At 70.4% G+C, this 15155-nt stretch carries 4 protein-coding genes and 1 pseudogene; 2 read left to right on the forward strand and 3 right to left on the reverse strand.

Annotated features, from left to right (window positions below; all coding sequences use genetic code 11):
- Positions 1-432: 432 nt before the first annotated feature.
- Positions 433-1098: an alpha/beta hydrolase gene (locus tag ABT238_RS33305; RefSeq protein WP_350802827.1), complete on the reverse strand. Its 666-nt coding sequence runs from the start codon at positions 1096-1098 to the stop codon at positions 433-435.
- Positions 1099-1429: 331 nt separating this feature from the next.
- A pseudogene (locus ABT238_RS33310) lies at positions 1430-2164 on the reverse strand (AfsR/SARP family transcriptional regulator); the annotation flags it as partial.
- Here ABT238_RS33310 and ABT238_RS33315 point away from each other — a divergent pair.
- Positions 2145-2450 (forward strand): RICIN domain-containing protein, encoded by a 306-nt coding sequence (locus tag ABT238_RS33315; RefSeq protein ID WP_350802833.1) that lies wholly within the window; start codon positions 2145-2147, stop codon positions 2448-2450. The pseudogene ABT238_RS33310 and the gene ABT238_RS33315 overlap by 20 nt on opposite strands.
- Positions 2451-2813: 363 nt before the next feature.
- On the opposite strand, the gene ABT238_RS33320 is transcribed toward ABT238_RS33315, so the two are convergent.
- Positions 2814-7271: a LamG-like jellyroll fold domain-containing protein gene (locus ABT238_RS33320; protein ID WP_350802844.1), complete on the reverse strand. Its 4458-nt coding sequence runs from the start codon at positions 7269-7271 to the stop codon at positions 2814-2816.
- A 283-nt stretch (positions 7272-7554) separates the two neighbouring features.
- Here ABT238_RS33320 and ABT238_RS33325 point away from each other — a divergent pair, with 283 nt between their 5' ends.
- Positions 7555-14889 carry a polymorphic toxin-type HINT domain-containing protein gene (locus tag ABT238_RS33325; RefSeq protein ID WP_350802849.1) on the forward strand — a complete coding sequence of 2445 codons (7335 nt, stop codon included), beginning with the start codon at positions 7555-7557 and terminating at the stop codon, positions 14887-14889.
- Positions 14890-15155 lie beyond the last annotated feature (266 nt).

Consider the following 15155-nt stretch of genomic DNA (forward strand, 5'->3'; position numbering starts at 1 on the left):
GGGTTGTTTGCGGGGGGCTTGTCCGCCGTGCGGCTGGGCCGGGGGGACCGGTGCGGTCACGGTCTGGCGGAGGGCGGAGGGCGGAGGGCGGAGGGTGGAGGGTGGAGGGTGGGGGAGCGGGGTGCGGGTGCTGGTTCGACGGGGCGTGGCCGCCGTCGGTGCCCGCGCCGCTGTCGGTGCCCGCGCCGCTGTTGGTGGCCGGGGCCGCTGGTTGTCCGGTCTGTCGTGGTGTTGCGGGGGCGTGGCAGACGGGTCGTCTGCCGTGCGGGCGTGTGTGTCGGCTGTGGGCTATGGCCAAGGTTGTGCGGGCCGCGGGGCCGCGGGGGCGCGGGGGCGCGGGTTCGCGGGTTCGCGGGTTCGAGGAAGTGGTTGACGAGGCTGTCGGGGACGGCCGTGCCGCCCGGCGCCACGAGGGGTGCCGGGCGGGCCGGTTCAGCGCAGTACCTCCAGCTCCGGCCAGTCGTCGCCGGGCCGGTCGAGGAAGCCGGTGGGCCGCCCCGTCAGGTACCGCGTGAAGAACGCGGCGACGGTGGTGCGCTGGGCGGCCAGGGAGCGCTGGGGGTCGACGGTGCCGATGAGTCCGGCCGTGTCGGGGACCGGGAGGCGGTGGACGAGCTGGGGCAGGAGGACCTGGAGGTCGGTGTACGAGCCGTGGGCGGAGTTCCGTAGCCGCAGGGCGTGTCGGGGGCCGGTGGACGCCGCCCAGCAGGAGGCCCAGCTCGGTTCGGTGCGCAGGGTTTTCGTCCCGGAGGCCATCAGCAGGAAGGGCTTGGTGAGGCCGCTGTCGGCGACGGGTGGGAGGAGGGCGCCGTCGAGGTCGGCCGCCGCGCGGACGCGGGGCTCGTCGTGGGCGAGCTGGGCGGCGACGGAGCCGCCGAGGGACTGCCCGAGCACGCCGGTCCTGGCCGGGTCGGCGGCTTCGGCGAGCCCGTCCGGGAGCGGGGCGGTGCCGGTGTCGGGGCGGTCTCCGCGGGCGAGCCGGTCGAGTGCGTCGAGGACGAAGCGGGCGTCGGCGAGGCGGGCCCGGCAGGGCGCGGACGATCCGGTCGACGGGATCCCCGGCCCGGTCGCCGGCGGGCAGGCCGCCGGCCAGTACACCGGCCTCCGCCGGACGGCAGACAGCAGCCAGCACGACCTGGGCCGGCCCGTCCGGCCCGTCAACGCCCGCGAGTTCGGCAAGCCGTACGTCCGTCGCGGGCGGGGCGGCCATCGCGGCCGCGATGGCCAACCGCGTCTTGCCGACGCCGCCCGGCCCGGTCAGCGTCACCAGCCGGGAGCGGTGCAGGCGCTCCCGAACCGCCGCCAGCGCCTCGCCGCGGCCGACCAGAGCGGTGAGCCAGGTGGGCAGTGCCGCCCGCCCGGCCGGGTTCCCGGCGCAAGCCGGCGCCGGCCCCGGCCCGGGCGACTTCGCGCCGGACAGCACACGCAGGTGGACGTCCCGCAGTTCGGCGCACGGGGCGGCGCCCAGTTCCTCGGCCAGTGCCCGCCGGGTACGCTCGAACACCTCCAGCGCCGCCGCCTGCTGCCCGTCCGCGTGGAGCGCGCGCATCAGCCTGACGGCGGCCCGCTCACGCAGCGGGTGCGTGACGCAGAGCCCGGTGAGCTCGGCGACCAGCCGCGGCAGTGTGTCGCTCCCGCCGAGGGCGAGCAGGGCGTCGGCTCGCTCCTCCACCGCCGACAGCCGCAGCTCCGCCAGCCAGGCCGTCGGCGCCGCGGTGAACCCGGCGCCTTCGGCGTCCGCGAACGGCGTTCCCCGCCAGAGTTCCAGCGCCCCGCCCAGCAGAGCCACCGCCTCGGCGAACCCGCCCGCCGCCAGCGCCGCCCGCCCCGCCGCCACCCGTTGCTCGAAATCCCAGGCGTCCACGTTCCCCCGGGGCACATCGAGCAGGTATCCGGCGGGGTGCGAGCCGATCACGCTCCGGTCGGCGCCCAGCGCCCGGCGGAGCCGGGAAACCAGGGACTGCAGGGCGCCGGCAGGCCCCTGCGGCGGGGCGTCTCCCCAGAGGTCGTCCACCAGACGCTCACGGGTGACCACGCGCCCGGGGTCGAGCGCCAGCCGGACCAGCAGCAGCCGAAGCCGCGCTCCGCCGACCTCGAAAGCCACCCCGTCCCCACCCCGCACGACCTGAAGCGGCCCCAGAACATTGATCCGCACCCCGCCCACCCCTCACCCGGCACCAGCCGGCATCCAAGATCATTGTCCCGATGTCGCGCCGGACCCCGAGCGGCACGACACGACCCGACGCGAGGTCCCATGGCCACGCTCCAGCAACGTCCACAGCGGCAAGTGCCTGGACGTTGCCGGCGGCCGCCTCGACAACGGCACGCCGCTGATGCTGTCGGACTGCCACGGGGACACCAGCCAGCGGTGGCACTGGGGCAGTCAACGGGATCGGCGAGTCCTGGATGATGATGACCGCTCTGGGCGAGCTCACCGTCGAGACTGGTGACCTGTGACCTGTGACCTGTGACCGGCGCACGGACAACGGCTCATCGGCCGACATGCGGGCCCCCTACGCCAACCCTAACCACTGTCTGGATCACGAGGGGCGGCGCGTGTTGTTCGCTGCGGTGGGCAGCGTCGTGTGGGCAGCGTCGTGTGGGCAACGGCGCCGGGGCGGGGTGGAGTTTGCCGCGCTGTGCTGTTCGGCGTCGGGCTGGTCGTAGAACTGCTCGTGGGTCGGGTCGGGTCGGGGGAGTGGTGGGTGGTGCGGTAGTGGGTCCGGGTGGCCATGGTGGTGGGGTGGGGATGGGGTGGGCCCCCGCCGCGGTGGTGTGGCGGGGGCCCGGTGGTTGGGTGCGGGCGGGTGGGGTCAGGGGGTGGGGTTGAGGGTCCAGCGTTGGTTGGCGCCGGTGTGGCAGTCCCAGATGCCCAGGCGGGTGCCGTTGGTGGTGTTCCAGCCGGGCAGTTCGAGGCAGCGGTTGGAGTGGGGGTTGTAGAGGCTGTTGTCGGCGCGGCGCAGCCATTTCTGGCCGCCCTTGAGGTTGTCGCAGTCGGTGAGGATGACGGGGGTGCCGTTGGCGGTGCCTTCGTCGCGGACGGTGACGCACTTGTTCTGGATGATGAGGGCGTGGTTGTCGGTGTTGAACTTGAACTGCTGGTTGGGGCCGTTCCAGCAGTTCCAGACGCCGATCTCGGTTCCGGCACCGAGGTTGTCGAGGCATTTGCCGCCGTCGAGGGCGCTGCTCACGGAGATGGTGGTGTCGTTGATGGCGAGGTTGCTGACCTGGGGGTCGGTGAGGGCGTAGGGGTAGGCGCGGACGTCGCTGATGGCGCCGCGGAAACCGCCGTCGTCGGGGTAGTAGACGTTGGTGACGGCGCCGATGGTGAGGGGGCCGCCGCTGTACCAGGGGTGGGGGTTCTTGGCGGCGCCGACGGCGCGTCCGTTGACGTAGAGCGTCATGGTGGTGGTCTCGGCGTTGTAGGTGCCCACCAGGTGGGTCCACTGGCCGGCCTGGGGGCGGGCGTGGGTGGAGTCGGCGGCGGTGTAGTAGGTGGTGGTGTTGCGCCAGTCCTCGTGGGGGGCGATGAAGGCCCAGGTGCCGGTGGCAGCGGAGTGCTGGAGGTAGAAGGGGCTGCGGTCGTTGCCCCTGATCGAGAGCACGGTGCCGTAGCTGTCGGCCTGGTCGAGTCTGACCCAGGCGGCGACGCTGTAGCTGCGGCGGGTGTCGATGCCTGGGGCCTGGGAGCTCTGGTAGTAGCTGCCGCCGTCGAGGAGGGTCGCGTGGTCGGCGGTGGCGTTGCGGTCGGCGGTGAAGGCGGGGTTGCCGCTGCGGGTCAGGGGGTTGGTGGCGTTGCTGTCGGTCACCGGGGTGCCGGGGTCGGGGCGGAGGGTGTTGGGGCGGTCGAGGGTGTACCAGTCCGGGGTCACGCGGGTGTTGGCGATCTTCTCGGGGCCGGCGTCCCACGCCATGCCGGGGTTGGTGGCGTTTCCGGTGCGGTGGCCCCACCAGATCTGGAGGTCGCCGGTGTCCTTGTTGAGGCCCCACAGGCCGGGCGCACCGATGCCCAGGAGGTCGCCGTCGGAGCCGAGGACGGGCCAGGTGTCGACAGGGACGCTGCCGATGGTGGTGGTGCCGGCGATGCCGGTCAGGGTCGGGACGACGAGGGGGTTGCCGTTCTCGTCGAGGACGGGGTCGCCGAAGTCGGGGTCGACGACGTCGAGGGTGCCGGGGGTGAAGGTGTAGGCGGTCAGGTCACCCGAGGTGGCGGAGGCGTTGCGCGGGCGCAGGTCGCGGGCCCACAGGCCCGGGCGGTTCTGGCCGGCCCAGTCGCCGGGGGTGATGAGCTCCATGTCCTTCCAGCCGCCGGAGGCGAGGCGCACGGGCTGGCCGAGCTGGTTGGTCATGGTGGCGGGAAAGAACCACAGGGAGGCGTCGCTGCCGTCGCTGTTGGCTTCCACGGTCACGAGACCGGTCTTGTTCTTGAACTCGAGCTTGATGTCGAGATCGGTGTGGGCGGGGTCGCCGAGGGCGGCGACGCGCAGGGTACGTGACCAGGTGTCGGCGTAGCCGGTGCAGTAGGCGGAGTCGTTGGGCGGTGTGACGCAGGCCGGTCGACCGAGAGGGACCTTGCTGTTGTAACGGCCGATGGAGCGGCTGTTGCCGGGGTTGCCGTAGACGTAGAGGTTGGGGTCGTCCTTGACGTGGACGAACAGGTCGTCGACGTGTTTGCCGCCGGTGAGGGCGCCGCGGTGGCTGTACTGGACGGCACTGGTGGCCCAGGTCTGCCGGTTGGGGGTGTCGGAGGGCAGGGCGGCGAGGGCTGCGGTGGGGCTCTTGGCGACGGTGTTGCCGGGGATGCTGTAGGTGCGCAGGTTGCCGGCCTGGTCGGCGGTCAGGATGTCGGCGGCGCCGTCACCGGTGACGTCGCCGAAGACCGGCTGGGGGCCGTCGGGGTTCCAGGGGACGTAGAAGGCGTACTGGGCGACGGGGGAGATGTTGCCCGCGTTGTCGGCGACCTGGATGTAGAGGATGTTGGTGCCCCAGGCGGTGGGGTAGATGGGCAGGCCTCCGTTCGGCATGGCGCTGCCGCACTGCCAGGTCGCCCCTTCGAACTGGGGGTCCAGGCTCCAGCGGGCGCAGACGACGCCGGAGGTCTGGCCGCCCGAGGGGTTGGGGTCGAGGGGGGAGTAGGGGACGTACCCCCACTGGTGGGTGCGCAGCTTGGTGCTCTGCCCGTTGCCCGAGGGCGGGAACTGGGTGGCGAGCGCGTCGTCGGACAACTGCTCGTAGAGGGAGGGGACCTGCACGGTGGGCGGGGTCAGGTCGATGCCGAAGTGGCAGGTGGGGGTGGAGCCCGACGGGCCGACCAGCTGGTCGCTGGCCATGATGCTGTAGCCGTAGACGTGGCCGTCCTTCAGGACGCCGGCGGGGACCGGGAAGGCCGCGAAGGAACCGCTGGCAACGAGACTGCTGTATCCGGAGGCGACGTCGGGGACGCCGGGGACCATGTAGTCCCAGATGTGGCTCCAGGAGTACAGCTGCTGCTGGACGGAGCTGCTGACCCTGGCGTTGAGGGAGACCCCGCTCAGGTTGATGCCCGCGCCGAGCCAGCCCCAGCCGTTGCCGTCACAGCCGTGGATCAGCCGGTCGGGCGAGGTGGTCCTCGGAACGGGGTAGGCGTACGGATCGGTGGGGGTGTTGGGAGTGCGGTCGTACTCTACGACGACGGTCGGCCGGTAGTCGAGGCGCTTGAAGGCGAGCTTGTCGCTCTCGTTGCCCTCGACGGTGAAGGTCAGGTTGTTGTTGGAGCCCGCGTAGGAGCGGTAGACGGAGGTCACGTCGAACTTGAAGTCGATGCCGTTGGGACAGCCCGGGTTGCCGGACCCGCCGACCCAGGCGGTGTCCCCGACCTGCCCGCCGTAGTGCTGGGGGGAGTTGTTCCACGTCGTGCCGTAACCGATCGGCCGGTCCACGAGGAACAGGTTGAGCGGGAACTTCCTGTTGCAGTCGAACAGGGAGGACTTGGCCTGCCACATCGTCATGATGGCGGAGTTGATGATGGCGCCGCCGAAGCCGCTGGTGTCGATTTGGAAGAAGGAACGCTCGATCCCGGTCTTGGCCTTGTAGTCCTGCAGCCCGACACCAGGTCGGTTGTACGGTTCCTGGACGGTGACGGTCTTCAGGTAGTTGTTCGTGTCATCGTAGGCGGACTGGGTCCAGGTCCAGCCGTGGCCGGTGCGGTCGTCGTAGATCCAGCCCGGGTCGATGAACCACGGCCCCTCGCCGTGGGCGAGGAGGTCCTGGTCGGGGCTGAGGGTGATGCCGGCGGCGCCGGCGCTGGTGGGCATGACCGACACCCGGGCGCTGCTGCCCGGCCCGTCGACGGTGCTGGTGGCCGGGCCCTCCAGGTCGCCGGCTGCGGAGGCCGTCTCGGTGGAGGAGGTGGCGCCGCCCGTCAGCGCAGCCGGGGAGCCCGGGGTGTCCTGGGCGCCTTGGGGGGTCGGGGCCGGGGGAGCGGTGGTGCTGTCCCACATCCGCGGAGCGGGGGCGTGCCAGCGCACGGTACCGTCCTCAGCGGCGGCCGTGAGGCTGAAGTCGGCGTTCGACGTCACGCTCACACCCGTGGTGCTCACCGGGAAGGTGACCGACTGCAGTGCCGGGTTCGCGGCGGCCTCGGGGGTCTTCACGACGAGGACGGTGCTGAGGCCGCCGAACTTGGTGGCGGTGGCCTTCAGATCGATGCCGGGGGCGACCTCGGGGTAGAGCAGGCCGTCCCCGTCCTCGTCCACGTGCCCCTGGGTCAGCGGAAAGGGCGAGTGGAGGGTGAGCTGCTTCCCGTCGTCGCTGATGAGGGTCGCCAGCGCCCCGGAGCCGCCGGCCGACAGACGGACGCCGGCACCAGAGGCCTTCGGACGGAACCCGCCCTGCGGGTCGGCCACCAGAGTGGCGTCGAGCTGCGCCCACTCGCCGTTCTGCTTGACCCGCTGCCGCTCCACGTGCTGCGTCTTGCGCAGATGGCCCTCGGGGGTGGCGACGGTCTCGCTGTAGTCGTCGGTCAGTGATTCGACCGGCACCGCCACGCCGGTGGCCTTGGCCTGGGCGATCGCCTTCTCGGTCTCCGTCGCGGGCGGACGGGTCTTCACGTGCTCGGCGTCGGCCTCGGCCATCACCTCGGCCAGGCTCTTGGTACCGGGCTGGGATTCGGCCAGCGCGAAAGGCGCCGGAAGACCGGCGCACAGGACGAGTCCGAGGCCGAGCGCGGGCAGGCGCAGGGCCGCGGCCCGCGTTCGGCGCCGGGCGGGGCGTGGGCGGGGGGACGTGGGCATGGCGAAGCCTTCCCGACGAGGAGAGTGGGTGCGGACGCGGCCGGCTGGCGCTGCGCGCAGGACAGACGCAACCTCCCGTGACCCACGACGGCGCGTCAATGGTTCGTCCACGGCGGCGAACTGATTTGACACCAGTTGGCACGATTCGCTCGCGGAGTGATTTAAATCACGTCATACGGTTCTTTGTCGACTCCTCGACTTGGGATGTAAACGACCCATAAGGTCGGCTGGCCTTGATCGACTCGCCGTGTCCCCGGGGCGCGGTCACCAACGGAGGGTGACGGTGCTCTCTCACCGTGCTCACTCGGCCCGCACCCGGGCCGCCAAGCTGCGACGCTCACGGACCGCCCTGCTCGCCACCCTGACGGTCATCGCCTCACTCGTGGTGCCCGCCGGGGGAGTGGCCTTCGCCCAGGCCCCGGACTACCACCGTGTCTGGTCACCCCCGAACACGCCCCTGCCCGGTACCGCCTCGGTCACCGGCAAAGACGCCCCGGCCCCCGCCGCGCCCGCCGCGAAGGCCGCCCCGGCCAAACCCGCGGACAACAGCGGCCGCACCGCACCCGCCGGCACGGCGACGGTCGCCCTCGCACCGGCCCCCGCCACCGAAGCGGCCACCGCGCGCCCCGACGGCCTCGGCACCACAGCGCGGGAAGCGCCCGCGGCGCCCGCCACCAAGGCCGGCGACCTCCCGGTGTGGGTGGCCTCCATAGCCGACGGCGCCACGACCCCCACGCCGCGCTCGGGCGCCGCGAGGACCCAGGACACGAACCCGAAGGTCAACGTCACGGTCGCCGACGCCGCCACCACCAAGGCCGCCGGCGTCAGCGGCGCGCTCCTCGCCCTCTCCCTCGCCGACCAGCACCCCGCGACCGGCGCACGCGTCAGCCTCGACCCCGCCCAGCTCGCCCCCGCCTACGGCGGCGACTGGGCGAGCCGCGCGACCCTGGTCGCCATGCCCGCCTGCGCGCTCACCAGCCCGGGCGACCAGCAGTGCCGCACCCGCACCCCCGTGCCCTCGCGCTACGACCCGCAGAGCGCCAGGATCGTCGCCGACATCGACCTGCCCGCCGCCCAGCCCTCGGCCTCGCCGCTCGCCAAGGCCCCGACCGCCCCCGCGCAGGGCTCCGCCACCACGGCGCCGGCGACCGTCCTCGCCCTGCAGGGAGCCGCCGGCGGCGAAGCCGGCACCTACAGCGCCACCAGCCTGAACCCCAGCCAGGGCTGGTCCGCCGGCGGATCCTCCGGCTCGTTCACTTACAGCTACCCCGTCCAGATGCCCCCGAGCCTGGGCGGCGGCGTCCCGCAGATCGGCCTGTCCTACGACTCCGCGTCCGTCGACGGCAAGACCTCCGCGACCAACTCCCAGGCGTCCTGGATCGGCGAGGGCTGGGACCTCGGCTCGGGCTTCGTGGAGCGCTCCTACCAGCCCTGCCCGAAGGCCGGCATCGACAACTCCGCCGACCAGTGCTGGGCCGGGGCCAACCTGACCATGTCCCTCGCCGGCCACTCGGGCCAGCTCGTCCCCGACGACGGCTCCTGCGACACGGCCGACCCGCGCAACGAACTGTCCAAGTGCACCTGGCGCCTGCAGTCCGACGACGGCACCACGGTCCAGTTCCTCACCGGCGCCGACAACGGCACCTGGAACGGCTCCTACCTCAAGGTCACCGACACCGGCGGCACCGTCTACTACTTCGGCCTCAACCACCTCCCCTCCGCCCAGGGCACCCCCACCAGCACCGGCCCCGAGACCCGCTCCGCCTTCACCGTCCCGGTCTTCTCCCCCAAGCCCGGCGACCCCTGCTACGACCCCGCCAAGGCCAACGCCTCCTGGTGCCAAGCCGCCTGGCGCTGGAACCTCGACCACATCGTCGACCCCCACGGCAACCTCACCACCTTCACCTACGCCCCCGAGACCAACCACTACGCTCGCGGGGCGGGCCAGAACCACGGCACCGGCACGAACACCCCCTACACCCGCGCCGGCACCCTTAAGTCCATCGCCTACGGCCAGCTCCTGTCCGACCAGCTGAGCGCCAACGGCAACCACCCCAGCGCCTCCCAGGTCGTCTTCGACACTGCCGAGCGCTGCCTCGCCGGAGGCTGCCAGCCCGACCAGCGCATCCCAGCCAACGCCGGCAACTGGCCCGACGTCCCCCTCGACCAGCAGTGCTCGGCCACCGACCCCTGCGCCAACGCCGGCCCCAGCTTCTGGACCACCCGCTGGCTCACCACCATCACCACCAAAGTCCGCGTCAACGGCGAGTACCGCCCCGTCGACACCTACCAGCTGACACACACCCTCGAAAAGACCTACGACACCAGCACCAACCCCAGCAGCCCCTCCGCCATCGAACCCCGCATCCCCTGGCTCGTCTCCATCCAGCGCACCGGCCACAGCACAGGCCAGAGCGACGTCACCCTGGAACCGGTCACCTTCTCCGCCCTCCCCCTGCGCAACCGCGTCGACGGAACCACCCCCGCACGCTCGGAGTTCCACCGCCCCCGCATCTCCGCCATCACCACGGAGACCGGCGGCGCCATCCGCGTCGAGTACATCGGCCAGTCCTGCTCCCGCACCAGCAACGTCATGCCGGCCTCACCGGAGAACAACACCCTGGCCTGCTACAACGTCAAGTGGAACGAGCCCAACACCCACGCCCTCGTCGACGACTGGTTCCTGCGCTACCCCGTCAGGACCGTCACCGTCGACCCGCGCGACTTCATCCGGGGATCGCTGGGCCAGACCACCACCTACACCTACGGCCCCGCCGCCTGGCACCGCAACGACGCCGAAGGCATCGACACCGACTACCGCACCTGGGACCAGTTCCGCGGATTCGCCTCCGTCACCTCCGTCACCGGCGCGCCCAACCTGCCGCAGGAACCGCAGACCAAGACCGCCACCTACTACCACCAGGGCATGCAGGACGACGCACCAGGCGCCGCCACCCGCACCGTCCAGGGCCCCACCAGCGGCCCGGTCACCGACCACGACTGGCTCGCCGGCCAGGTCCTCGAATCCGACACCTACGCCGACGCCAACGCCACCACCCCCACCGCCAGCAGCGTCAACACCAGCACCAACCCCACAGGCGACGACGGCGGACCCAGGATCACCGCCACCCACAGCCGCGGCCCCGCCCTGCCCGCCCTCAAGGCCCGCTACGCCGCGCCCCAGCAGAGCACCGTCACCGCCAGGGCCAAGAAGGCCGACGGAAGCTGGCGCACCACCACGGACACCACCTTCACCGACACGGCCCTGCCCTACCTCCCCGGCAAGGTCCTCCAGCAGGCCGACGGCACCCCCGACGCGTGCGTGCGCACCACCTACGCCACCAGCCCCGGCTCCCCGATCACCAACGCCGTCGCCGAGACCTACACCATCTCCGGCCCCGACGCCTGCAACGCCACCCCCACGGCCGCGAACACCGTCTCCGCCGGCCGCACGCTCTACGACAACCAGCCTCACAAAACCGTCGGCGCCACCGCGTCCGCCACCAGCCTCCAGGTGCTGGAGAAGTACGACGCCGCCGGCACCCCCCAGTGGACCACCACCGGCACCAGCGCCTACGACGCCTACGGCCGCCCCACCACCGTCACCGACCCCACCACCACCGACACCACCCACCCCAACGGCGCCGCCACCACTACCCTCTACACCCCCGCCGCGCCGGGCGAACTGCCCAACAAGAACACCGTCATCGCCCCCGCCCCGGCCGGCACCCCCGAAGCGGCCACCGGCTGGACCTCCACCGTCACCCTCGACCCCACCCGCTCCCTGCCGCTGACCACCACCGACGCCAACGGCCGCACCGTCACCCAGACCTACGACGCCCTCGGCCGCCTGACGGCCGTCTGGCAGGCCGGACGCACCACCACGGAGCCCGCCGACTACAAGTTCACCTACCAGCTGCGCAACAACGGCCCCTCCTCCATCACCACGCAGACGCTGCGGGCCAACAAGACCTACCAGCAGTCCATCCAGATCCTGGACGCCCTGGCCCGCGTCGTGCAGACGCAGAGCGACCCGGCGATCTCCGCCTACGCGGGCCGCCTGGTCACCGACACCTTCTACGACACCCACGGCCGCCCGGCAGCCACCAACAACACGTACTACAACAGCCTCAACCCGCCGAGCACCACACGCTTCGAGCCCGACAGCTCCAAGGTCCCCAGCCAGACCCGCAACGTCTACGACGGCATGGGCCGCGTGATCGCCGGCCAGTCCCTGGCCTACGGCGTCCTGCAGACCACCACCGCCACCTCCTACCCCGGCGCCGACCGCGTCGACGTCACCCCGCCCCCGGGCGGCCGGGCCACCACCACCGTCAGCGACTCACGCGGCCGCACCCTGCAGCTGTGGCAGTACCGAACGCCCGCACCCACCGGCAACCCCGCCGACGCGGACGTCACCTCCTACGCCTACTCCCAGCTCGGCACCGAGACCTCCCGCACCGACGCCGCCGGCAACACCTGGACCTACGCCTACGACCAGCGCGGGCGCCGCACCACCACCAGCGACCCCGACGCCGGCACCAGCACCAGCACCTACGACACCGCCGGACGCGTGGCCACCACCACCGACGCCCGCGGCAAGAAGATCGTCTCCACCTACGACCTGCTCGGCCGCCGCACCGGCACCTACCAGGACACCACCGACCCCGCCAACCGCCTCACCGGCAACACCTACGACACCGTCGCCAAGGGCAAACCCGCCACCTCCACCCGCTACGTCGGCGGCCAGAACGGCACGGCCTACACCACCGCGATCACCGCGATGGACACCGCCTACCGGCCCACCAAGACCACCATCACCATCCCCGGCAGCGACGTCGGCAAGACCGGCCCCCTCACCTTCACCTACCAGGCCCTCTACAACCCCATCACCGGCGCACCCACCAAGCAGTCCCTGCCCGCCGTCGGCGACCTCTTCACCGAGACGGTCACCTACAACTACGAGGAATACGGCCTCCTGCACGACATCGGCGGACTCGGCGGCATCGCCTACGACGTCCAGTCCGACTACGACGCCTACGGCCGCACCATCCGCTCCACGATGAACCCGTACGGCACCCAGATCGTCACCACCAACACCTACGACGAACCCACCGGCCGCCAGATCAACCAGTTCGTCGACAAGCAGACCGCCACCACCGGAACCGTCCAGCACACCACCTACGCCTACAACCAGGTCGGCCGCATCACGGCCATCCGCACCATCCCCAACAACACCCCCGCCGCCACCGACCTGCAGTGCTTCACCTACGACCACCTCGGACGCCTCACCACCGCCTGGAGCGACACCGGCCGCCTCAACCAGGACCCCAACCCCGCCGTCGGCGGCCAGGGCCGCTGCGCCAACACCACCCCCACCAGCGGCGCCCAGGCCCCGGCCCAGACCACGGTGGGCGGCTCCGCCCCCTACTGGCAGAGCTACCAGTACGACCTGACCGGCAACCGCACCGGCATGGTCGCCCACAACCCCGGCGGCGACACCTCCCAGGACGTCACCACCACCCAGACCTTCCCGGCCCCCGGAACCCGCAACACCCCCACCACCGCGCCCGGCACCGGAGGCGGCACCGGAGGCCCGCACGCCCTGCTCACCTCCACCAACCGCGTCGGCACCAACACCCCGACCACCAGCAGCACCCAGTACGACGCCGCCGGCCACACCACCGCCGTCACCGACACCGCCGGCACCACCACCCTCACCTGGAACGGTGAGGACCGCCTCGAATCCCTTACCAGCACCAGCGCCGGCACCACCACCTACGTCTACGACGCCGACGGCAACCAACTGGTACGCCGCAACCCCGGCAAGACCACCATCAACCTCGCCAACGGCGACGAACTCGTCTACAACACCGTCACCCAGACCCTCACCGCCTCCCGCTACTACGCCATCCCCGGCGGCATCACCCTGGTCCGCCAGGGCGGCAACGAACTCACCTACCAGTTCGCCGACCACCACGGCAGCAACACCCTGGCCATCAACGCCAGAACCCTGACCGAGAGCCGCCGCCCCACCGACCCCTTCGGCAACCCCCGCGGCACCCAGCCCTCCATCTGGGCCGGCGACCACGGCTTCGTCAACGGCACCAAGGACGACGTCACTGGCCTCACCAACCTCGGCGCACGCCAGTACCAGCCCACCACCGGCCGCTTCCTCAGCCTCGACCCCGTCCTCGACGCCGGCGACCCCCAACAGTGGAACGGCTACGCCTACTCCGAGAACGACCCGGTCAACAAGTCCGACCCCAGCGGCCTGATATCCGATGAGTGCATCAATTATCGATGTGGCCGCACGATTATGAGCAACGTGGATGAAACCACCGCGCCAGCTGTTCCATGGTTCGGTTCCGGCACGGTGGGCAGTGGCGGTGGACCCGCCTTTTCTGAGGTGAACACGAGCGCCAAGAAGGCTTCGGACGCCAAGACGAAGGTCATGGATGTCGGCAAGAAGCTTGCTAAGATCGTTGCCGACGAACTGGGCATCACCGACGCCATCGACTGCGTCACCACGGGCGACCTCGGCTCCTGTGGCGAAACTGCCCTGAACGTCGTGACCAGTATGTTCAGCGGTGGCCCCCTCACCAAGCTCCTCGCCAAGTACGCCTTCCGCTGGAACAAGGCCTACGAACTTGCCAAGACCCTCAAGACCCTCGCCGGCGAACTCTTCGACGGCCTAAAGACCTGGCGCCGCGAATCTAAGGCCGCTAAGGAAGCTGAAGACGCCGTAGCCGCTGCTTGCCCGCTCCCCATAAGTGCCCCCCACAGCTTCCCACCGACCACACCTGTCCTCCTGGCTGACGGAAGCACCAAACCCATCGGCGATATCACCGCCGGCGACCAGGTCCTCGCCACCGACCCGCAGACCAACGCCACCTCCGCCGAAACCGTCATCAACACCATCGTCACCCCCGACGACACCCTCTTCACCGACGTCACCCTCACCTCCAGCACCCTCACTTCCACCCAGCACCACCCCTACTGGGATACCGCCACTAACCGCTGGACGCCGGCCGCAGACCTCCAGCCCGGCCACACTCTGCTCAGCGACGACGGCACCACCGTCACCGTCCAGTCCATCCGCAACTACGAGCTCCCCCCGACAGAGGCCCGCGACCTCACTGTCTCCAACCTCCACACGTACTATGTGCTCGCCGGAGTTGCCCCGGTTCTGGTCCACAATGTCGATCTTCGTGCGCTTAACGCCTGTCCAACCACTTCAAAGACACATTATGCGCAGGTGACAGTTCATGATCCGGACGGCAATATCCTGCATGACTATGACATTCGCAGCGGTGCACAGAGGCCTTCAGAGAAAGCGATGGGGCCTCGGGGTGCCGACGCTCTCAGTCACACTGAGAATAGGGCTGCTCGTATGGCTGGTGGAGTACCGAGCTATGGCAGGAAGGTTGTCAAGGATGATGAATTTTTCATGGATGCGCCAGTGCCGCTGGATGGCTATGTAGTCATTGATGGAACTGCGTCACCTTGTCCAAGTTGCATGGGTGCTATGAGGCGTGCAGCTGAAGATACGGGATCGACATTTACATATATCTGGGACAATGCAGGGAAGCCAGCCTGGTGGAGTGTTTCCGGATAGGCCTAATTGGCCAGAAATAAACCCTCCGTCTCAAAGTTTTACAAGGAAAGAGAATGCCGGAAGATCGCGTGGACCCTGTGCAGATTCTTGCGCGCGTTGGCGGGGCCGTCAGAAGGAATAGAGATGTAGAAAGGGCGTTTGAGGTCTGGGTTCATCTGGCACGGAAGGCTGGGTGGGACGTAGTCGAGTCTCCTGAAGATCGCGAATCGGGTGATTCGACGGACCTTGGGTCTGTTTTGATCGAGGGGATTAAGTATCGGATTCGC

This window comes from Kitasatospora sp. NPDC001527 (assembly GCF_040298605.1).
In the GTDB taxonomy this organism is placed as follows: Bacteria; Actinomycetota; Actinomycetes; order Streptomycetales; family Streptomycetaceae; genus Kitasatospora.